The sequence below is a fragment of the Reichenbachiella sp. genome (genome assembly GCF_965223055.1).
Lineage (GTDB): Bacteria > Bacteroidota > Bacteroidia > Cytophagales > Cyclobacteriaceae > Reichenbachiella.
Genome location: NZ_CBDCVM010000011.1, coordinates 419,076 through 442,167, shown reverse-complemented (window position 1 = coordinate 442,167; position 23,092 = coordinate 419,076). Strand labels below are relative to the sequence as shown.

General features: G+C 40.7%; 13 protein-coding genes. 7 read left to right on the top strand and 6 right to left on the bottom strand.

The features are described 5' to 3' along the window. Positions 1-16: 16 nt before the first annotated feature. From ACOQO5_RS13260 to ACOQO5_RS13245, 4 genes are read left to right on the top strand one after another with little or no spacing between them, the layout of a single operon-like run. Positions 17-772: a hypothetical protein gene (locus ACOQO5_RS13260; protein WP_420582172.1), complete on the top strand. Its 756-nt coding sequence runs from the start codon at positions 17-19 to the stop codon at positions 770-772. 36 nt (positions 773-808) lie between these two features. Further along, a complete protein-coding gene (locus tag ACOQO5_RS13255) occupies positions 809-1,252 on the top strand; it encodes a DUF6452 family protein (protein ID WP_420582171.1) in 444 nt (147 codons plus the stop codon). After that, positions 1,227-1,937 carry a DUF6048 family protein gene (locus ACOQO5_RS13250; protein ID WP_420582170.1) on the top strand — a complete coding sequence of 237 codons (711 nt, stop codon included), beginning with the start codon at positions 1,227-1,229 and terminating at the stop codon, positions 1,935-1,937. The genes ACOQO5_RS13255 and ACOQO5_RS13250 overlap by 26 nt, the downstream gene beginning before the upstream one ends. Positions 1,938-1,941: 4 nt before the next feature. Then, positions 1,942-2,964: a potassium channel family protein gene (locus ACOQO5_RS13245; RefSeq protein ID WP_420582169.1), complete on the top strand. Its 1,023-nt coding sequence runs from the start codon at positions 1,942-1,944 to the stop codon at positions 2,962-2,964. Positions 2,965-3,022: 58 nt separating this feature from the next. On the opposite strand, the gene ACOQO5_RS13240 is transcribed toward ACOQO5_RS13245, so the two are convergent. The 4 genes from ACOQO5_RS13240 to ACOQO5_RS13225 all read right to left on the bottom strand — a co-directional run bounded on the left by ACOQO5_RS13240 (position 3,023) and on the right by ACOQO5_RS13225 (position 7,923). Then, positions 3,023-4,342: an inositol-3-phosphate synthase gene (locus ACOQO5_RS13240; protein ID WP_420582168.1), complete on the bottom strand. Its 1,320-nt coding sequence runs from the start codon at positions 4,340-4,342 to the stop codon at positions 3,023-3,025. Positions 4,343-4,360: 18 nt separating this feature from the next. Next, on the bottom strand, positions 4,361-5,359 hold the full coding sequence (locus tag ACOQO5_RS13235) for an NAD-dependent epimerase/dehydratase family protein (protein WP_420582167.1): 999 nt from the start codon (positions 5,357-5,359) through the stop codon (positions 4,361-4,363). A 73-nt stretch (positions 5,360-5,432) separates the two neighbouring features. Then, positions 5,433-6,665, bottom strand: coding sequence for a serine palmitoyltransferase (spt, locus tag ACOQO5_RS13230; protein ID WP_420582166.1), 1,233 nt, complete (start codon positions 6,663-6,665; stop codon positions 5,433-5,435). Between the two features lie 136 nt (positions 6,666-6,801). Further along, the gene (locus ACOQO5_RS13225; protein WP_420582165.1) at positions 6,802-7,923 is read right to left on the bottom strand and encodes a hypothetical protein; all 1,122 of its coding nucleotides are present in this window, start codon (positions 7,921-7,923) and stop codon (positions 6,802-6,804) included. Positions 7,924-8,297: 374 nt separating this feature from the next. Here ACOQO5_RS13225 and ACOQO5_RS13220 point away from each other — a divergent pair, with 374 nt between their 5' ends. Beyond that, complete coding sequence (locus tag ACOQO5_RS13220; protein WP_420582164.1) at positions 8,298-8,912, top strand: DUF2306 domain-containing protein; 615 nt, start codon at positions 8,298-8,300, stop codon at positions 8,910-8,912. A gap of 13 nt (positions 8,913-8,925) precedes the next feature. On the opposite strand, the gene ACOQO5_RS13215 is transcribed toward ACOQO5_RS13220, so the two are convergent. Continuing rightward, positions 8,926-9,663, bottom strand: coding sequence for a response regulator (locus ACOQO5_RS13215; protein ID WP_420582163.1), 738 nt, complete (start codon positions 9,661-9,663; stop codon positions 8,926-8,928). A 212-nt stretch (positions 9,664-9,875) separates the two neighbouring features. Here ACOQO5_RS13215 and ACOQO5_RS13210 point away from each other — a divergent pair, with 212 nt between their 5' ends. Both ACOQO5_RS13210 and ACOQO5_RS13205 read left to right on the top strand, forming a co-directional pair. Next, entirely contained in the window at positions 9,876-11,255 is a 1,380-nt protein-coding gene (locus ACOQO5_RS13210; protein WP_420582162.1) for a WD40 repeat domain-containing protein, read from the top strand. Beyond that, positions 11,224-13,104 (top strand): caspase family protein, encoded by a 1,881-nt coding sequence (locus tag ACOQO5_RS13205; protein ID WP_420582161.1) that lies wholly within the window; start codon positions 11,224-11,226, stop codon positions 13,102-13,104. Before ACOQO5_RS13210 ends, ACOQO5_RS13205 begins: the two co-directional genes overlap by 32 nt. Before the next feature lie 18 nt (positions 13,105-13,122). On the opposite strand, the gene ACOQO5_RS13200 is transcribed toward ACOQO5_RS13205, so the two are convergent. After that, on the bottom strand, positions 13,123-22,929 hold the full coding sequence (locus ACOQO5_RS13200; protein ID WP_420582160.1) for a LamG-like jellyroll fold domain-containing protein: 9,807 nt from the start codon (positions 22,927-22,929) through the stop codon (positions 13,123-13,125). Positions 22,930-23,092: the final 163 nt, after the last annotated feature.

Genomic DNA, 23,092 nt, shown 5'->3' with positions numbered 1-23,092 from the left:
GCTACCGTTTATAACCATGAGTCAGGAATGGCTATTGTCTAAACAAGTAAGGTTTGGTAAAGTTGACCAATTAACGCTCGATCAGTCAGGCAATATCTATGTGAGTAATCTACAAGGCGAAGTATCTAAGTTCTCTCCGGATGGAAAATTTATGGTAGAATATGCACCCACGCAGGTGGCAAGTATTCATGAAATTACAGCTTCGAGCCAATTTAAAGTGTCTTTGTTTTATAAGGACTTACAAGAAATTGTTGTATTAAACAGATATTTGTCAAATCCAATTAGGTACAGGTTGTCAGATTTTAAATTGGGGTATGTAGAAGATGTAGCACCCAGTAATCAGCAAAGTTTATGGGTGCTTGATATTTCTGATTTCGCCTTGAAGTTAGTTGACTATCGAGAGAATCGACTATTAGAACAGAAGTCATTAGCTCAGGTATTAAATCAAAATCTGGCCGATATTTTATCTTTTCATTCTCACCAAAATAGAATGTATGTCATTGATAAGTCTTCAGGCATCCATGTATTCGATAATATTGGAAACTACCTGTATAAAATGATGGACAAGGCACCAGAAAATGCAGGGTTTTATAATGACTATTTATATTATAAATCAAATGAAGAGCTTCATTTAATTCATCTTTATGATGGGGAAAATCTTCAACTTCCTATTAAAGGTGTTGCTGGTGCTAGACTTGCCTTTGCCAACAATCGCTTGGTTGTCTTAACTCCTCAAGGATTCAATATATATCAGTATCTTAGCGGCCAATAAGACAGCAATGTTTCAAACGAATTGCGAACAATAAATATGCGTGAAATTGTCATTCTAATCATAGGAGCGTTGATGATATGTGCCTGTAGCGAAGAACCTGATTGTGATTTAGGTAAGGCTAGTAATAAGGTCACCATAAATTTTTATAGTATTGAAGATTCAACTGCACTTTTCAAGAAATTCATTGGCGTTACCGAAAGAGCAACAGATAGTGTGTTTTATAATTCTTCAGATTCTTTGTCGAGCTATAGCCTTAACTTGGATGCGACTAGAGATGAAATAACCTACGTATTTGTTGCAAGCACATCAGTCGATACATTGACTTTGAGATATCATACTCAAATGGAATGGTTATCTGAAGAGTGTGGGCCTTCTTTTTATTATGAACAGCTGGAGGTAGTTGGGTCGTCTTTTACTTATGATTTAGTTTCTTCAATTATAGATAATGCTATAGATGAAAATATTAAAATATATAACTAGCCTTATCATTTTATTGAATAGTGGAAACTTGATTGCTCAGAAGAGTAAAAGAGATTTTGTGCCTTCAGAAGTCATTTTTGCAACCGATGTGGTTGGTTTAGGAAAAACTATTTTTTCGGATGAAACTAAGTTGGAGTTTCATACGAAAATTGATTTCGATCAATTTTATTTAGCGGGTGATTTTGGATACGACAAAATTAATCCTAGAGGAGAGGGGTTTGACTATCATTCGAAAGGTACTTTTTTTCGTGTTGGCCCTCATATCAATATGATGCCCTATAATAAACATCGCAGTAGTATTTTTTTCGGACTCATGTATGCAAGGAGTAGTTTTAACGATCAGATTACTTATGAATTAGCAGATCAAGGTTGGGGAGCTAGAACTTTGAATTATTCAAATGATAACCTAACGGCTCGTTGGTTTGAGGCTAACCTGGGAATTAATGTAAAAATTTTAGGGCCGTTATACTTGGGATATACGATGAGGTTTAAGTTTTCAAAATCTCTTTCCGGAAACGGAGCGCTTTTTCCTTATGAAATCCCAGGCTATGGAAAGGCAGATAAAGGAGGCCAGTTTGGTTTCAATTATTATGTGATTTATAAGTTGAGATTTCGAGATAAGCCTATACCCAAACGCCCCCTGAAAGTAGTTGAAAAAACTAAAGAGCCGAATCCTGCTCGTTAATTGAATGGTATTCTTTGAAAACTATAGAGATTTTAGAAAATTATTCATCAGTGCATTTCTACTGATAGGTTCATTGTGTACCGGCACAATCGGGTTTGTTTTAATTGAAGGCTTCAATTGGATAGAATCCTTTTATATGGCCGTTATTACATTTTCTACAGTCGGTTTTAATGAGGTTTACCCTCTTTCTGAAAATGGAAGATTATTTACCAGTATTTATATCATTTTCAACTTAATGATATTTGCATACGTGGTTTCAGTTTTTTCTACCTACCTCTTTGAAGGAGAACTAAATCGATTGTACAGAAAATATGTTTTTGGAAAAGAAGTTAAAAAGATGAAGGATCATATCATTGTTTGTGGATTTGGCCGGAATGGCAACCGGGCTTGCGAAGAGTTGAGAAGCCAGAAAGTGGATTTTGTTGTGGTAGACCGAGACGAGCAGTTGATCGACTTAATTCAGAATCACAAAAAATATAAATTTATTCTAGGTGATCCTACTCAGGAAGAAGTGCTCGAAGAGGCAGGAATAAAAAAAGCCAAAGCATTGATCACGACTTTACCCAGCGATGCAGAAAATGTATTTCTGACATTAACAGTAAAAGATTTGAACCCAGACGTGAAAATTATTTCACGTGCATCGGAGGAAAATTCAATTAAGAAACTAAAGCAGGCGGGAGCTCAGCATGTAATCATGCCAGATGCCATAGGCGGCTTACACATGGCACAGCATATTACTAAACCATTTGTCATTGAGTATTTGGATCAATTGTCAGGACATCAAGAGGATGGGCTTACATTAGAAGAAATTAAATACGAAGATTTGAAATCCGAATTTCGGGGACAGACTATTGAATCTATGGATATTAGAAATCGTACGGATGTGACGGTAGTAGGGCTCAATGACAAGAATGGTAAGTTTGTTTTTAACCCATCATCGAAAGTACTGATGGAACAAGGCGTGGTACTAGTTATTGTCGGTACCTTCCCTAAGGTAAACGACTTTAAAAGCGAGTATTTGAAATAAAAAATCCCTACCATTTTGCAATAGTAGGGACAGTGCTATTTTTAAAATTGATGAATTATCAATCGTAGTAATCTAATCCAAGGTTTGTGATCAAATCTTCACCAGCCAAGTATCTCAAAGTGTTTTTCAGCTTCATCAACTGTACAAAGATATCATGCTGTGGTTTCAAACCTTTAGCTGCTTGTGGAGACTTCAAGTAGAAGGACAACCATTCCTGGATACCACCTTTCATACCAGCTCTAGAGGCCAAATCAAGGAACAAAGCTAAATCTAGTACCAATGGAGCAGCCAAAATTGAATCCTTACACAAGAAATCCACTTTGATTTGCATCTTGTAGCCTAACCATCCTTTGATGTCAATATTGTCCCAACCTTCTTTGTCGTCACCTCTTGGTGGGTAATAGTTGATCCTTACTTTGTGGTAAAGATCTCCATACAACTTAGGGTGTAATTCTGGCTCAAGAACTTCTTCCAAAACACCTAATTTTGATACTTCTTTTGTTTTGAAGTTGTCCGGATCGTCTAGTACCTCTCCATCTCTGTTTCCTAAAATGTTAGTTGAGAACCAGCCGTCGATACCCAAGGATCTTGCTTTCAAACCAGGTGCTAAGATGGTCTTCATCAAAGTCTGTCCAGTTTTAAAATCTTTACCAGCAATAGGAGCGCCAGTTTCTTTAGCCAGGTCAACGATGGCATCTACATCACAAGAGAGGTTTGGAGCACCGTTCGCATAAGGAACGCCCATTTTCGCAGCAGCATATGCATAAATCATACTTGGCGCAATGTCTGGGTGGTTGTTTCTCATTCCTTCTTCTAATTTCTCAATAGTAGAATGAACTTCGCCTTCTTCGATATAGATCTCAGTAGATCCACACCATACCATGACTAATCTATCACAACCGTTTTCCTTCTTGAAGTTCTCCATGTCTGCCATGAGCGCTTCGGCCAAATCCATTTTATTGGCATACCCGGTTTTGATGTGAGAACCTTCCAATCTTTTTACGTAGTTCTTGTCGAATACAGCTTTCATTGGCTTGATTTGCTCCAATTCATCTTTCAAATCGTTGAGCAAGTCTTTGTCAAGTACTTGAGCATGCATTGCTGCTTCATAAGCATTGTCTTCGAAAACATCCCATCCACCAAGAGCTACATTTTCTAATGGAGCCAAGGGAATGAAATCTTTAATCAAAGGATTTCTGTTTTCTGTTCTTTTACCCAATCTAATCGTTCCCATTTGAGTCAAAGATCCGATTGGATCAGATAAACCTTTTCTGATACTGAGTACCCCAGCCATGAAGGTTGTAGATACTGCACCCATCCCTGGAGTTAGAATGCCTAGCTTTCCTTTAGGCTCCTGAATTGTAATTTTGTCTGACATCTATATTCTATTTTAACGCTATTTTATCCAATGCTCTTTCTTGTACCAGTCGATGGTTTCCTGAATGCCTTCGTAAAGGGTGTACTTTGGCTCAATGGCCAAATCCTTGTAGAAGTCTCTGGAATCGCACATCCAGTTCGAGCATTTGAGTTCCTTTATTTTTTCAATATTTAATTGTGACAGGTTTCCAGTGATTCTGGTATAGATCTCAGAGAAAAATGCCACTATGTAAACCACGAATAGTGGAAGCTTTATTTTTAAAGTTTTCTTTTTCAAATATTTCTTTATCAGCAAATTGAACTTTTCATTATCATATTGTTCATTATCTGATAAAAAATATTTCCTGTTTTTAATATCAGAAGTGGTCGCAGCGATTATTCCACGAGCCAAGTCTTTTACATATATAAAGGACAATAATTGTAGATTCCCCCCCACATATAACTCAAGGTTTTTATTTACTAAATCAAAAACCGGAAACATATCTTTATCCCCTGGTCCAAAAACCGGAGGTGGGCGCAAAATTACATAAGGTAAAGAACAATTTTGCTCTATATACTCTTCTGCTTTTCTTTTGCTCCATCCATAAGCAGAAACTGGATCACCTTCTTGATCAATTCTAATCATTTGATCATCCATTCCGGGAGACGAGGCTGCCAAGCTGCTAATTAGTGTAAATTTCTTAATTGACTGCCCTGTGCCTTCCAGTGCTTTGATTAAGTTGATGGTATAAGTGCAATTGACTAATTCATATGCTGAATTGTCTGTTGTCTTTGTGATTCCTGCATTGTGAATTACATAGTCGATTGAACCATGGGAATCTATAAATTCATTCAGAGACAATAATAAGTTCTCTTCTGAGGTTAAGTCGAGTTCAACAAAGCCAATGTTTCTGTCGGCCAAACTGGACCGGTTGCTCGATTTTCTTACTGCGGCGAAGACATTCAAATTATCCGATAGGGCATAGTCCACCAAGAACTTACCAATAAATCCAGTCGCGCCTGTGATTAGTATATTCATTTGGTGATAAGTGGGGGAGTCTATCGTACAGTTTGAGGTAAAAATAAAGCCTGAAATTTCAGGCTTTTATATTTTAGGCTTCTTTGGAGATTAATGACGGCTCTGCCAGCATTTCTTCTGGTTCACCAAATCCTATCATTTTTCTCGCTTTGATAAATTTATCAATGGCAATATCGATTTGCTCATGCGAATGCGTGGCCATCAACGAAAATCTCAACAAAGAAGAATTGCTTGGAACTGCTGGTGAGATTACAGGGTTCACAAAAACGCCTTCATTGAATAACATTTGAGTAACCTGGAAAGTCTTAGTGTTATCTCGAACGTATATCGGTACAATTGGAGACTCAGCCTCGCCGATATCAAATTCGTTTTCTTTCAAACACTTAATTGTATAATTCGTGTTGTCCCAAAGTTTCTCGATTCTTTCTGGCTCACTTTTAATAATTTCTAGTGCAGCTAAAGCACTTGCAGCAGAAGCAGGAGGAATACTGGCACTAAACATTAAAGCCCGTGAATGGTGCTTCATATATTCAATGGAAGTATGATCAGCTGCCACGAATCCACCCAGAGAAGCCAGCGACTTACTAAAAGTACCTACAATGAAGTCAACATCATCTTCTAACCCGAAATGAGAAGCAGTTCCGGAGCCTTGCTTTCCGATTACGCCAACAGAGTGCGCATCGTCCACAATGATTGTGCCGCCGTATTTTTTAGACAATTCCACAATTTGAGGCAATTTTACAATATCACCTTCCATGCTGAATATTCCATCCACAACAATCATTTTGACTGCATCATCCGGAAGTCTACTCAGTTGCTTCTCTAAAGACTCCATGTCATTGTGCTTGAATTTGAGCACTTTAGAAAATGATAATCTAGTTCCATCAATAATGGAAGCATGATCTAATTCATCTATCAAGATGTAATCATTTCGTCCAGTAAGGCAAGATATCGTTCCAAGGTTTGATTGAAAACCGGTGCTAAAAACAAGCGCAGCATCTTTTTTAAAGTATTCTGCTAAATTGTTTTCAAGCTGCACATGTAAATCCAAGGTTCCATTGAGGAATCTAGATCCTGCACAACCAGTTCCGTATTTATCTACGGCTAGTTTGGCTGCCTCTTTCACTTTGGGGTGATTGGTAAGTCCGAGGTAGCTGTTAGAGCCAAACATCATGACCCTTTTGCCATTGATTATGACTTCAGTGTCCTGATTTGAGCCTATTTCCCTAAAATAAGGATATAACCCTGCCGCTCTTGCTTCCTTAGCTACTGTGTACCTCGCCAAACGTTGTTGTAAAATACTCATCAATTATCGGTTTTGTAAAGAATACATTGGTGCTTTATACCGTCTTTATAGCTGATGTTTGTGGAATTATATTCCTCAAACAAGCAAATTACCAATTTATATTCTTTAGAATTCAATTAGTCCTTGTTTTATTTCGTTAGATCGCCTTTTTAAACAACCTGTGTTTCTTGTAAACTTTACCATTGATGTTCTCAATGGCTTTGTTCATCATTTCATTATTTTCTAATATCCATGAAGCTTCTCCAAATGACATACCTTTTTTCTTGGCTTCTTCGAATGCTTTCATATAGAAGTAGGCATCTATACCCAACTTTCTATATCCTTCGACTAATCCCAAGGTGACAATACGTACTCTATCGATATCTTTTTTATGATATAATAGTTTGAATATGCCAAATGGAAGTAGTCTTCCTCTTTTTAGTCTTTTTAATGGCATATTCATGTCAGGAATACTCAATGTAAACCCAATGGGTTTTCCTTCATGCTCTGCTATCAATACGAAATCTGGATCTACAATCTGCTTCATGTCTTTGGCAGCATGCTTAAATTCTGCATCAGTCATTGGGACAAAACCCCAATTTTTTTCCCAAGCTGAATTGTAAACTTCGATAATCTTATCGATTTCTTCTGAAAACTTTTTTAGGTTGATTTTTCGGATGGTGATTCCTTTATTATTCAGGCGTTCTAGAATCTTGTCTGACATACGGATCAGTTTGTCAGGAACATCTTCAGTTTTTATTTTATAGGACAATAAATCCATGTCTTTTTCAAAGCCATATTGCTCCAAAAATTCCTTGTAATAAGGCTTGTTGTATGGCATCATAACTGTTGGAGGTGTGTCAAATCCTTCGATTAGCGTCCCACACGTTTCGTTTGTGGAGTAATTTTCAGGACCAGTAAGATGTTGTAATCCTCTTTCTTTTTGCCAATCTGCCACGACATTCAACAGAGCTTCTGCTACTTCGTAATCATCGATTACATCGAAGAAGCCAAATTTGCCAGATTGAATGCCCGTAAATTCAAGGTAGTTATTGTTTTTAATCGCAGCGATACGTCCAACAATTGTATCGTTTTTATAAGCTAGAAAAAAATCTGCCTCTGAATGATCAAAGAAGGGGTGACTCTTTTTGTTCAAAAGGTCTTTTTGAGCAAGGTATAGCTCAGGTACATAATTTCCATCACGAGCATATAGCTCGTGGGGGAAATCAATAAACTTTTTAAGATCCTTTTTTTCCTGAACTTTTATTACTTCGATCATTCAATCAGTTATGGTTGCTGCACACCACTAAAAAATAATGCGCAAAGATATATCTATTGGCTATGTATTCATATTTAATTTTAAATATTGTGGCCACTTTTTGGAGATCAAAAAACATAAAACATTGAGCTCATTTGAGCATGCATTGGTTTAGATTTTGGATCGGCTAATTGTACTCTCGTAATTTTTAATTGAAATATTAATAGAGCATATGTAAAAACAGCCACCTACATTTATAATGTGACAAGCAAATTGAAGATGTCACCCAAGCTGAATGTGTTTTTTTTTGTAATAAATCAATACTCTCGTAGACAAATGAGCGTAACATAAATCGTTAGATTGAATTTCGATCACTAGTAGATAAAAATGATAAGATGAAGAAAATTGGATGGATAGTATTTGGATTCTTTTCTATTGCTATTGGTACATACCCCGTTTTATACGTATTGGTAGATATGAGTCAGGGTTTTTTAGGAGGGAAGCCTGAGGTTGTTTTGAAAAGCACAATTTGGAATTGGTCTTTTTATCAGCATATTTTTTTTGGGGCGATAAGTATCCTCACAGGCTGGACCCAGTTTAGTGCTAAATTGAGGAAAAGGAATATTTCTATTCATCGTTTACTTGGAAAGATCTATGTGCTTGCCGTTTTGTTCAGTGGAAGTGCAGGGTTTTACTTGTCTTTTTATGCCACTGGAGGCATAATTGCGGGGTTTGGTTTTGGAACAATGGCTGTTTTATGGCTGTTTTCTACCCTAATGGCATATTTCACTATCAAAAATGGAAAAATTGATGCTCATCAAAACTGGATGATCAGAAGTTACGCACTGTGCTGGGCAGCAGTTACACTTAGGTTGTGGTTGCCAGGCTTACAAGCATTCGGAGGGATGGATTTTATCTCTGCCTACCTACTTGTTTCCTGGTTGTGTTGGGTGCCAAATCTCGCAGTAGCAGAATGGATTGTTAGACGAACTAGTACTAAGTTGTCTTGAGACGCGGGTCTTTTTAGTTATAAATGCTTAAAAAATCTCTGAGGTCGTCTTCAGGTTCGATATGAAGTTTTGTTTTGATATCGGCAATGTTTGATTCAACAGAGTCCAGAGATTGATCCATATTGGTCGACATATTCTTTAGCTTGATGCCAATTTTGGCATAGGCACAAATACGAAGTTGAGTAGGGGTCAGATTCTCGAAATCCCCCTTAAGGTTTTCGAAAAAGCTAGGAAATTTATTGTCGAACTTAACGATAAAGTCTGCCCAAGATTCGGTTTGTTCAAAATGCTCCTCTGTTGCTTTTTCTCTGTAAAGTTCAGGCAACACTTCTTGATTCGAATCCAGTTTTATAGCCTTTTTTGTACTTCTATTGTTTGAGGAATTAAAAGCGAGTGCTTTTTCCACCGCAGCATCTATCTGATCGGGTCCTTTCAGAGGTTTGGATAGAAAGCAGGAAGCACCGGCTGCGATAAGGTCATCTTCAGTTTCCCAATGGGAGGATACGATAATAATAATAGGATTGTGCTCTAAGGCAGCTATCGTGGCAAAAGCATCTGCCTCTTTCATTTGCACATCCAAAAAAAGAACCTCTGGTTTCAGTTCATCTATGGCCTGAATGCCTTCTATAGGGTTCAAATAGCATCCTATCAAATCAATATGCTTGGTATGCTGGGCATACGCCGTCATCACGGTGAGCAATATCTTATCGTCGTCGATATATATTGCTCTATACTTCTTCTCTTCACTCATTTCGGCGCAAAATACAGATTAGATTTTCATATAGACAAAATTTTTCGACGAGTGAACTCGAAAAAATCAACTTTTTAAGTTATTGCTTTTTTTATCTATTTCAATTTGTATTTAGCCAATTTCTAATGGGATAGAACTAATTTTAGCCAATTTTAAACAATTATCATTTGCGAATACTTACGCATACAATTTCGACTTTAATAAAATTTTCCTTGAAAAATTCGTTCATCATTTTAGCTCTTCTTGTTTCTGCCAACTGTGGTTTTGCTCAAGAATACCCGCTCGAAACAGTGATCCAACGAGGCCATAGAGCTGCAGTTCGTACGGTGGCTTATAGCCCTGATGGAAAATTTATTGCTACAGGCAGCCGGGACAATAGTATAAAGCTTTGGGAGGTGTCCACAAGTAGAGAAATCAGAACTTTTCTGGGTCACTTAAACCCTGTCAATATAGTAGCATTCGACCCAAGTGGCAGATGGATAGCTAGTGGCTCCTCTGATAATAGTATCATGATATGGGAAGTTGCTACCGGACAGATTCAGCAAAAAATTGAAGGCCATAGCAGACGAGTCTCGTCTTTGCATTTTAATTCTGATGGCACCCAATTGGCCTCAGGTGGCTGGGATCGTTTAGCTTATGTTTGGGATGTCAAGAGCGGAGAAAAACTAGGTGAATATAAAGGAAACCCTGCTACTGGAATTGGTGTAGGGGTTCAAGTGACATTCACAAAAGATGATAAAAGGCTAATCACAGGAAATGATGATGGCAAGATAATTATTTACAATCTTGATTCAGCTGTTCCTCAAGATACCTTGCGAAACATAAGCCCAAGCTCCTGTGGAGGGTGCCCAAGTTTCATCCAATTAGATGAAAAAGGATCTAAACTTATATCCGCAAGCCGACGAGGTCCAGTTACGCTATGGGATTGGAAATCGGGTAAAATCATCAAGGAGTTAAGTAAGGATGGTGAAGAATATAATGCAGTGGGAATGAAGGGAAATACAGTTTTTGTATCGGATGAGGATACCGTGAAACTCTGGAATGCCTCAGGCAAACTGATAAGAAAAATTCTACTTGAAGATACTGAGATCAATGCTGCTACACTGAGTCCTGATGGACGATTTGTAACTACTGCGACCAATGATAAGGTGACCAGAGTTTGGAATGTTCAAAGCGGAAAACTTGTCAAAGAGTTGAAAGGTTTTCTAAATGAAGCTGTTGACAATGGGTTGGGACTAGATCCTGAATCTTACTGGCAATATAATATTAGCCGATATGTCAGTTTCAAGGAAGGAATCAGAGTGTCTGCCGATGAAAACTATGTGGTTAAATCTGTGGGTAAATCCGCTCAGCTTTGGGATTTGAATAAGGGCCGGGTGGTACGCGCATTTGATGGGCACGACAATGGAATAATTTGCTTTGAATTCTCTCAAGACGGCATGTATCTTTTCACAGGAAGTGGTGACAAAACTATCAAAATGTGGGAAGTGGCTACCGGTCAATTGGTTAAGACTTTTGTTGGCCATCGTGAACTGATTTTCGAATTAGCCTTAAGTGAAAATGGTAAATATTTGGTATCTGGTATCTGGTAGCTGGGATGCTACTGCCAGACTCTGGGATATTGAAAGCGGGTCAGAGCTAAATGTGTATCAAATGGATCAGAATTCCCCATACGCCTTATCGTTTGCACTCAATGATCTTTATCTGGCAGTTGGGAGTTTAGGGAAAGAACTGAAATTGATTGAGATAGATAGTGGAGAACCAGCTAGAACTTTTATTGGTCATACAGAAATTGTATCTGACATTCGAATTAAAAACAATCAGATGCTTACCACCAGCTGGGATGGCAAAGCAAAACTCTGGGATATAGCATCAGGGCTTAGTACACAAAAATTCGTGGGTCATGAAGGGCAGATTTTTGCCACTGCTTTTCATGACAAGGGACAACAAATCATAACTGCGGGTTCGGATCGTTTAGCCAGACTTTGGAATACGGAGACAGGTGATGTGATTAGAACTTTCGAAGGACATACAGACGCCATAACCTCAGTGGATTTTATTCACAACAACAAACACCTGATTACGCATAGCTTGGATGGGACCACGAGAATTTGGGATGTGCAGACTGGGGAAGAGATCATTTCGCACATACTTCTGACTCATGGAGATTGGCTGGTGGCCAATCGAAATGGATATTTTGATGCTACAGAAAAGGCCAAAGAGAATATATTTTTTGTGAGGGGAATGAAAAGTTATTCATTGGATCAATTCTTTGAGGATTTTTATCAGCCAGGAATTTTGGGGGAGTCGATGAAAGCTGGAGGCTTGCTCAATGAAAATATCAACATTAAGTCTAAACTCAAGAAATCTCCGCCTCCAAGTGTGGAAATTATCTCTCCTAGTTCTGGTGAGCACCTAACAAAAAACGAAATAGATGTGATGGTAAAAATCACTGATGAAGGGGGAGGTTTGGACGAGGTGAAACTTCTACATAATGGCAAACGACTGCCGGGGCATGATCGTATGGCTAGGGCGAAGCCTAAGCCGGGGAAGTCTATTTTCCACCATTACCCCGTACAGTTGGTGCCAGGCAAAAACATCATATCTATTTCAGCATTTAGTGAAGAGCGAATAGAGTCCGAACTAGCACAGCGCGAAATTTTTGCAGATGGCATCCATGAAGATATCACTTGCCATGTGATGGCGATTGGGATCAACAAATACAAAAACCCCCAGCTAGATCTTAATTATGCTTTAGAGGATGCGGAAGCGTTCTTAAAACTGGTAAAAACTAAAGGGAAAAAGTTGTTTAACAAAACTCAGGTGTATTCCCTTTTCAATGAAGAAGCGACCAAAGATAATATGTTGGCCAAGCTAGATGAAATTGCTGCTAATGCACGACCACAGGATGTTTTCTTTTTCTATTACGCAGGACATGGAAGTATGGTAGAAGGCAACTTCTATTTTATACCGACAGAAAACATTAGACTCTATGATTTCGATTTATTAACGAATGAAGCGGTCAATGCAGCTACCTTGCAGCAAAAATTTGCTAACATAAGCGCCTTAAAACAACTAGTAGTTTTGGATGCGTGTCAGTCGGGCGGATCTACTGAATTGTTGGCCGTTCGTGGTGCCAGTGAGGAAAAAGCCATGGCGCAGTTGTCCCGTAGTTCGGGTGTGCATGTACTAGCCGCATCTGGAAGTGAGCAATTTGCCACAGAGTTTGCAGAGCTTGGGCACGGACTATTTACCTATGTGTTGCTAGAAGCCTTGAGTGGCAAAGCCGACGGGGCACCTAAGGATGGAAAGGTTACGATCTATGAATTAAAGGCATATATCGATTCTCAGGTACCGGAGTATTCTACTCAATATAAGGGCAAACCTCAGTATCCTGTCACTTATTCTCGTGGCCAGGATTTTCCTGTGGTCATTGAGTAGTTAGATCAATTTAGTCTTTTACTGTTTCACTATTCTAATAACTTCTTTCTCTACATTCGATTGAATAAAATAGACGCCCTTATTGAGATGTGATAGATCTATGGATTGATTTTTAAATCCGTCTATTCTTAGTACTTCCACTCCTGTAATGTTAAAAAACCTAAGCTCTCTGGGTAAGGAAATTGATTCATTTAGTTTAATAATAAGTTGACCAGTAGTAGGATTTGGATACACTTCAAACTTTTTGCTTTCTTGAGTAGGCTTGGAAAGAATTGCTCTGAAGTAAGGTGCTGAAACACCTGTGCATTCATTCAAAGTTACTTCTACGGTATAGGCAGGGCTTGTGGAATATTCATGAGTCAGGAAAAGAGAAGAAGTGATTTCTCCATTGATCGCACTTCCATCTTCATACCATTGATAGCTGTCTCCTTCACTAGCGGCCAATTCTGTGACATCAAATACAGTAGCCACTTCTGAAATTGTTGGTACAAAAGCGTTCACTATTAATGTGAATGGAACAGATGCTAGCGTTAGGTCTGGTGCTTGGCTGTTGGTGATTTGTAGTGTATATATACCGGCATTTGTGAGTTGTAAATCCAGAATAAGAAGGTTTTCAGAGGTTTCTCCACTAATCTCTAGATCATCTTTTATCCATTGAAAACTATTGCCTGTTCCATTCGCAATAAATGAGATGTCGAGATCTTCACATTGTGCGAGGATAACATCAGTTAGCCCCACCAGTTCACCTTGTGGAGCGTACTTATAAGTTGAAATGCCCACATTGGGTAGAATGTCTTCAAAGTCCATTTGATTCTCGGCAACATCTAAGATACTCAAGCTGGGCATAGATGAAAGATCAGGAATGGCAGTCAATTGGTTTCCAGTGAGTAGTAGACTCATTAAACTCCCCAGATCTATAATATCGTCAGGTATGAAGCCAGTTAATTCATTTTCGCATAAGTCGATGGCAGTCACGGTGGTACCTACCACAGTTACACCGTACCAATCACTTACATCATTGGCGGATAGCCAGTTGGTATTGGTTATCCAGTTTTCTCCGTTGGTGGCGTTGTAGAGTGAAACCAAGGCATCGTAGTTCGATTCGATGACACCATTTACAAGAGAGGCAGTGGCAGAAGCTGAGAATTCAGAAATACCATTGTTTACATCTGTAACAGTTGCTACATAGATTTGCGCAGGGTCTACTGGCATGTTATAGTTCCAGATTCCTTCGAAAACTGCGGATTCTCCTACATATACGGCTCCTTGGTTGTCGGCGCAGGCACTATTTATTTGATAAACATGAACAGTCGACCCATTGAATGCGGTCGTTGTGCCGTTCACACCTTCAGCTGACACAGAGGAGATGATCGGTGCATCTACGGTTGGAGGGTTATCAAATTCAATAGCTTTTGATCCATTGCAATAATATGAGTTAATGCCTATGGTAACACCAGCGGGTTGTGCGGCCAATCCATTGAAAAATATCCCTGCATCTGAACTGTTGGCAATGATGTTGTTCTGAACCACAGTGCCAGATCCAGTATTGGAGGTAATGTCTATTCCATTGCCTTGATTTGGAATGGCGATTGTACCAGCTGAGTTTAGCCCAATGATATTGCTATCTACAATTGTTCCAGTACCATATTCAAGGTAAACACTAAACGCACTACTGGTTCCGGCGATCACATTGCTCTGCCCGGTGCCCTGTCCCCCAATTTTGGTATTTGTTGCTCCTGTTCTTACTCGTATGCCGCGGAAGTTTCCGAGATCATAATTTCCGTCCTTATCCGTGCCAATTAGGTTACCATAAACTTGGACATTGTCGTTAGCCTCCACAGATATACCATATTCATGGCCACCATTTCCATTTCCAGATATTACGTTTCCTTCGCCTACCTGTGCGTTACCACCTATCAGCGCATTATTTCCATTGGCATAAATCCCAGTGCCAAGGTTGGGGTCAGTGGAGGAGCCATCAATACTGAGACCAATGTAATTACCCTGAATGATCATATTGTCAGCATCTCCCGCACTGATAATTCCAGCACCCGTACAGCCCTTGATAATGTTACCAGCGCCAGCGGCCCCAATGATCAAATGATGTGACCCATCATTGTATCTGATTCCTCTGAAGAAGCCATCAATGACCAGGCCGTAGATCTCCACATCTGGCTCTTCTATGGTTAGTCCATTTCCGTTGATGGCATTTGTAGCCCCGTCTAATATGGTCATCGCATTTGGATCACCAAAAGTCCATCCTGGTTGTGAGGTGCCGTCAATTTCCATTCCCACATCATTCGGGTTGTCGATTGTGGGCAAGACTGACTCTAGAGTAATAATCCAAGGAGTGCTTTCTGCTATATTGAAAGTAATGGTTTCTTTAGAGGTGCTGGCATTGGCATTTTCGATGGCCCAGCGCAGTGAGCCCACACCATCGTCATTAGTGTTGACCACGGTATATGGGTCGAACCCAATGCTAGAAGTGACCCAATTGGAGCTGTTCCCTGTCAGCCCAAAATTAGCGAGTGAGCCATTGTTTCTATTGGTACTTCTATCAGGCAGTAGATCAATCATAGGAGTGGTGTTGTCTTCGTTGGCATCACCTTGATCAAACCGGTAATAGGCCATGAGGTCGGATTCGGTACCCACCAGCGGACTGGACATGTTGGATTGAATTTCGCCAGGTGTTTTTTCTACAGTCCAGATTCGCACTTCATCGATACTTCCTGCGTATCCAATTTCATTTACATCCGTGCTCGTTCCGAGTAATAGGTTTTCAGAAACACCATTTAAAGGTCCTGACAGTGTGGAGGATGTGGCTACCTCTACTCCATCTACATAAAGTCTCACCGAATTGCCATCAGACCAGGTGAAAGCTATATGCCTCCATTCATCTTCTTCAAAATCAAAGCCATTGCTATTGTCGAACCGAGCCACTGCTAGAGAGCTTCCATTGTCTACCAAAGCAAATAATTCTTCGTTGTCGACAGATTCACCTTCCATTACCAATGCGAACGTTGTAGTTCCCGCTGCACCTGTTGATCCTTTTCCAATTAGAGTTACTGTTTCTTCGCCTTCATCATATGTTGCAATATGACTGGGTTTTACCCAAGCCTCCACAGTCAGAGCGTTTAAGGATGTAAAATCTGGATTGCCCAAATCCACATATTCGCCACTACCTTCAAAATTCAGTGCGTTGCCTGGGTAAGTTATAGTCGTTCCCGCTTTGAATTCTGACTGTTCTGATTGGCCCTCCGAATTGGTTGCACGCACCTTGAATAGATAGTTGCTTTCTGGGGATAACCCTGAGGTGATGGAATAACTGGCTGTAGGCGAAGCATTGGCTCCGGTGGTTATGATTAAATTATCTCCCTCAAAATCGTAATCTGACCCATCAGCTACTTCAATGCGAAAATCTGTTTCGTTGGTAGAATTATCATCCCAGAAAAGATCGATCTGGGTGGGAGAAACATCTACTACATGCAAATTGGAAGGCGCCGCTGGAAATGGACTATTATCAGCACTTACCCAATTAGAACCATTGCCTGATAAGGCAAAACCTAGTAGTGTTCCGTTATTTTGATTTTGACTTCTATCCGGAAGCAGGTTTATCATGGGTGAGGTATTGTCCCCTTCTGGAGCACCCTGATCGAATCGGTAATATGCCCTCAAATTATCTTCACCACCAATGAGGGTTTCGTATCTGTTGTCCAATATTTCGCTAGGAGAGCGGACATCGTTCCAAATTCTTACCTCATCCATTCTCCCCTCAAATTCAATTTCATTGACATCAGCACTGTTGCCGAGAAGCAAATTGTCGCTTACCGTATGGAGTGTGCCAGAAAGGCTATTACTTGTCGCTCTTTCCACTCCATCTACATAGAGTCTTATGGGATTGTTGGCCGACCATGTAAATGCCACATGCCGCCATTCGCCAGAGCTGATATCAAATCCATCACCATCTTCGAATCGTGCTACTTCCAGTTGGCTACCGTTATCTACCAATGCAAACAGCTGACCCAGCGCATCACTGCCTTCTAGCACCAATGCGAAAGTGGTAGTACCGACTCCTCCAGTTGCACCCTTGCCTATGATTGTTATGGTTTCATTTCCGGGTCCTTCTGGAACGTACGATGGATTGATCCAGGCCTCCACTGATAGCGCGGACTGGCCCGAAAAATCAGGGTTTCCTAAGTTTACATAATCAACAGTTCCATCAAAATCCAGCGCATTGCCAAGTTCTATCATGAAGCTGGAAGGCTTTGATATTGGCGTGTACGAGCCTCCCAAATTGGCTTGGAGCCTGTAGTAATATATAACACCCTCCGTGAGACTAGTAGAAACTGAGGCGGTTCCGCCAGTGGCAATACTCTGCCCAGTGATCATCGGGCTGGAAAAATCTTCGTTGTCATCTACGTCTATCCTTATGTCGGTAGCACCAACTACCGGTACCCAGTTGGCAATAAATTGACTGCTCGTCACTTGTGTAGCGTTCAGCAACGTTGGCCCTTGATAAAATTCTGTTGTGCCATAGCTATCTGTCGTGGCTGTGGCGGTGTAAATTTTACCTAGATCATAAGAGGGGGGACTGGCCACGGTCCAGGTAAAATCATTGACATCAGCACTATCTACTAATATTTTTCCTTGGTTGCCAGATACAGGGTCGACCTCATATATATGAATTTTGCCGGAAGTATCATCAGTGATGGTACCTGAAATAGTAGATGCACTGACCGCAGTAATGACGGGAGGCGCTACACCACCATCTGCCCCATCGAGGAGTTCGATTCCAGATCCATTTTCATAGATACTGTTATTGGTGATTTTAATTTCCATGTAGGCTTTGCCGTTTAGTTGAATGGCTGGGCCCGTATTGTGTGCGATATAGTTCGCTTCACTCAGCGCGCCACCAATAATAGGCGCATCTCCAAAAGACGGAGGGTCGCCATCATCATGTTCACTCAAGATACCATTGCCATTGGGTTTGGCCGTGCCTGCGGTGTTTCGTCCTATGTAGTTTCTTCTGATGTGAATTTCATTGCCATTCCTGGTGGTTTGCATCCAGATACCCGTATCTGTATTTCCTGCAATCACATTGTCTTCAATGATGCCACTAGATCCTACCCATACCCCGATATTATTGGGAATCGCTGTGCTTTCATCTTCACTCAAACCGATAATATTGTTTTGCACAAAATTGTCTGAGTAGCCAATAGCCAGCCCAATTTCTGTATTTCCTGAAATCACATTGTTTGTGAAATAATTGTCGTATGACTCAGAATAGTTGTAGCCAAAATCTAAGCCTATGGTATTGGGAACTGCACTTGACCCTGTCACATCGGTACCGATATAATTGTAAGAGATGGTGTTGTTGTTTGGGTATTCAGAATAGATACCAGCTCCATTGCCACTGATCACGTTGGATTTGCCTGAGTTTCCGATGGTCACATACTCCAAATGGGAGGAAGTTATACCAATATCGAATCCCTGTATTTTTAGGCCATAAATTTCGTGCCCTTCATTGCCATCGATATAAAGACCATAATCCAGATCTCCCGCATCTTGAATGACGATCATGCGATCTGCTACTCTATTCCAGCCAGTTTGGGTGGTTCCATCAATTGTTACTGGAATGCCATTATTATTCCCTATATCATCTAGTTCAGTGCTAGGTGTGATTGTCCAGCTCGTCCCTGAACCGTCACCAGGAAGGTTGAATGAAATGGTAGTTGGATGCCATGTATCCTGAGCATCCAGGATGGCTTGACGAAGGGAACCATTTCCATCGTTGTCTGTATTTGTTACCACATATTCATTTTGATAAAGTGTAACCCCGAAACCACTATTGGCCGCTGTGGATTCACCGATACTCGAGGCATCATTTCCTGTAAAGGCAGAATTATTAAATGTGAATTCTAAATCAGTAATGACATCCATGTCGTCATGGCTAGAAGCATTGCCTGAAAGGGTAAATGAGGCAAATAAGCCGTCATCTGATATAATCATATTGGGCGTAAGCCCAAGAAAATCATTACTTATTGTATAGTCAGTACTGTAAGTCAATGTGCCTCCGGTAGGGGTGAAAGTGTCGCCTTCGATGGTCACGATTATTGAACCTGCTACTGATCCGTCATTTGCATCTACTTCGCGAATGGCATCCCCAAGGGTGAATTGACTTACGCGATCTAACAAACTCCCAATGATGAATAATTTGCTTCCTTGTGGATTGAAATGAAGACCGGTTGGATTTGACTGTTGAGGGCCTACGTCCAAACTGCCTTCATGTGTAGGTGTGGTGGCGAGGTCGAATGGTACGCTGAGGGAATATTGATGGATGGCGTCATTTTCTGTGCCGATGATGAACATCTTGCTACCATCTTGATTGAAGGTAATATCCTGGGGTTCGCTCGTTTCTCCTGATACATCAAAAGAAGTAGCAGAAGAAATGCCGGAAGTGAGGTCAAATGGAGTAGAGACTGTGTATTGGTTGACCTCATCATCCGTTTCGTTGACCACATACAGTAAAGACCCATCGTGATTAAACCAAAGGCCTCTGGTAGCCGCTCCGTCTGAGGAAATATCGACATTGCCATCAGGTGTGGGTGTGGTATTGATATCGAAGGCGTTACTCAAACTATATTGATAGATGGTGCCTACATTGTTGATCGTGTACATCTTGGTACCATCACTATTAAAAACAATACTATTGGGGTTGGAGAGGCTGCCAAAAATTCCATCAGCGGTGACTCCGGATGTGGCCTCAAAAGGAGTAGCTAATGCAAATTGATTGACTTCATCTCCTGAAGTACCAACGACATACATTTTGGAACCATCGTTGCTGAATGTAATGCCCCTAGGGGTGGTTTCATAGGTACTGATCCCAAAAGGGGAACCGTCATAACTGACATAGTTGGTAAGATCAATGCCCGAGGAATAGGAGAGTTTCGCACATTGTTGTACATCTCCCGAAATGCTCCAATTATTTGTAGCAGGATTCTGGAGTTCTGTTCGTTCCGCACTTGCAGCACAATAAGCTAATCCTATTGCACCCAAAGTGAGATCAGTGGGTACGTATTGATCACCACCATCGTCGTCTAGCCAGCCAATGAGCGTAGCGTCATAATTGTCCACAGAAAGATTAGAATTATCCAGCATAAATGTCATACTTGTCGCATTGCCAATGTCCCAATCAGCTAAGGATTGGTCGAAGGCTGTGGCTCCATTGAACATTCCAGTAAATGATCCAACACTACCTACATCCCAACTATTTAGTGGTTGATTGAAGGAAGTAGCTCCTGCAAAAACTTGAATCATATTGTCGATGCTAGATACATCCCATCCATTGATATCTGAATTGAAGGAAGTAGCTCCATTGAACATATTGGCCATGGTGTTGGTATTCCATAATACAGGTTCGTCGGTTGCATCAGCAGTCAAATTGGTACAACCATGAAAAGCACCAAACATCCATTCCCACTCAATATCTCCCCATTGATCTATAGTTCTTATTTTATCTTTGTCACCTGTATTGTTAAAATAAATGCTTGGGAATAGCCCGGTGATTTCTACGCGGTAAGTGGCACCATTGGAGAGGCCGGTTATTGTGGCGTCCCCTGATTGATTTAGAAGAGTGCCATTTTCCATAGCATCAGCCGCATTCTCCCAATACACATCATAGTCGTGAGTTCCTAGATTTGCAGGAATCGTGATTTCACCATCATCCGTAATCCAAGTGGTGATGAAAGCGTCTGCAACCAATGGAGCAGTGACAAACTCTGAAGTGCTTCCATTGGACCAAGTTTGATTGAGCGAAATATTGACTAATCCATCTGTGACTTCGGGCACGTGTATGCGATGGACAAAACCGCCACTAACCGAAGCGGTGATACTTGCCAAAAGTTGTTGACTTTCGTCTACCATATCGGCAAATATTTCGATAGTTGAGCCAGCGGCAGCATTTTCCCCGCGGATTTCACCGTTAGTCGTCCATGTGATTGTGGGTGTGTTGATATTGCTGTTTGCACCGTTTAAAAGTGAGATCGCTTTACCGCCATTATTATAGGTGCTGTTTTGAGACACGGTATTGTCTCGATTAAAACTAGCTGTACTTCTGTCTAAAGTAACACCATCCAATGTATTGTTTGCAATGGTGTTGTTGCTGATAACATTGCTTCTTGCTCCACCACCTAGATAAACTCCTGAGCCTCCATTTCCTAGAGAAGTAGAGCCATCATACCCTAACCCAATAAAGTTACCATTGATTTGATGGGCATATATTTCACCAGAACCGCGATGAACGTAGACCCCATGAGAGCCATTTCCGGATATTACATTTGCTCCATTTGTAGTGCCATTTCCAACTAGATTTCCCGTACTTATGGAACCGGTGCCAGTGATGTAGATGCCATAGAGAGTATTGGCTAGTGCCAGATTTCCGGAATTATCAGTACCGATATAATTTCCTAAAATGTTATAACCATCATCTGCAGATATGGAGATACCGATATTATTTCCACCGATTACATTTCCTAAACCGGATGATGTACCACCGATGGTACCAGAACCTCCCGAAAGAAGCAATATGCCGGGCCCGCTATTACCCTTATTTATTAACCCTGCAGCATCTGTACCAATATAGTTGCCCACAATAGTGGAGGTGCTTGCACCTACTTGGATGCCTTCACTGCCATTACCCGAAATGACATTGGGTGGATTAGTACCAGTGGGGTCGCCAATTTCTGTGTTTGTAGAGGTACCTTGAATGTCAATACCTGCCGGACCTGACGTTCCATTGGGAATGATTGTAGAGCCATCTGAGCCAAGTCCAATGTAGTTGCCCATTACTTTGACATTATTTGAATCATCGATATCTATTCCTCTGCCAGTACTTCCAGTAATAATATTTCTTTCCATTGCATCTCCTCCAATGACGGTTCCATCACTATTCGCGTGTACTTCTAAGCCAATACCATTGCCTCTATCTAACAAACCAGTCTTATCTGTGCCGATGTAGTTATTTACAATAGTAGTACTGGCGCTGCCTTGCAGTCGTATGCCTTGGCTGTTGTTGTAGGATATTACATTAGGGTCTTGATTTGCTTTGCCTATGGAGGTAGAACTACTATTGAATATGTCAATTCCTATACTATTGCCAACATCTGAAGTTCCATCGAGTCCAATACCAATATAGTTGCCGGAGATCTCAGTTGATGGAGAGTTTGTGCGAATCCGAATGCCAAACGAGTTACCGCCAATTACATTGCTACCAACAATGGTCCCATCTCCAATATTAGTGCCACTGGCACCATTGTCGACCATGATTGCGGAATGATTTGGACTGTCTGTGACATTGCCTGATGGGGTTACTCCTAGACGACAGCCTGTGATTGTATTACCAATCGCTGCTGAGCCATCTACCAAAATCGCAGCTCTACTGGCGTTATTAAAACCGCGCATGTGCAACGATCTTATGTCACAGTTAGCCGCTTCGATAACGAGCCCGCTTATGTTGGCACTTGTCGTGATGGTGATGTCTGGCACATCGTCTCCATTTACATCGCCATCGATAGTGGTTTGATCTCCGTTGCCCTCAGTGATAGTGAGGGACAAAGCATCTAAAGTAATAGTGTATGCTGCATCAAAGATGATAAAGTCAGCCCCGGGGTTTGCATTGGCATCCAAAATGGCTTGTCTCAAAGACCCTGGACCACTGTCACTATTGTTAGTGACAGTATAGGTGTCGGCAAAAACAGGTAGAGTAAAAAATATTAAAATATAAAAGAAAAGAAGGCGCAATGAAAGATGTTTAACTAGGACTTTCATAGTGGTGGGATTTGGTAATCCTCGTCCATTTTGGACGTAGGTATTCAATTAAAAATCTTGAATCAACCAGTCCATAGCCAAATGAGCAGTATAATTTACAAAATATTGGTCGTAGTTCAAATGGATTTTTCCTATTACAACGTCTAATCGATGTTTAAAATTA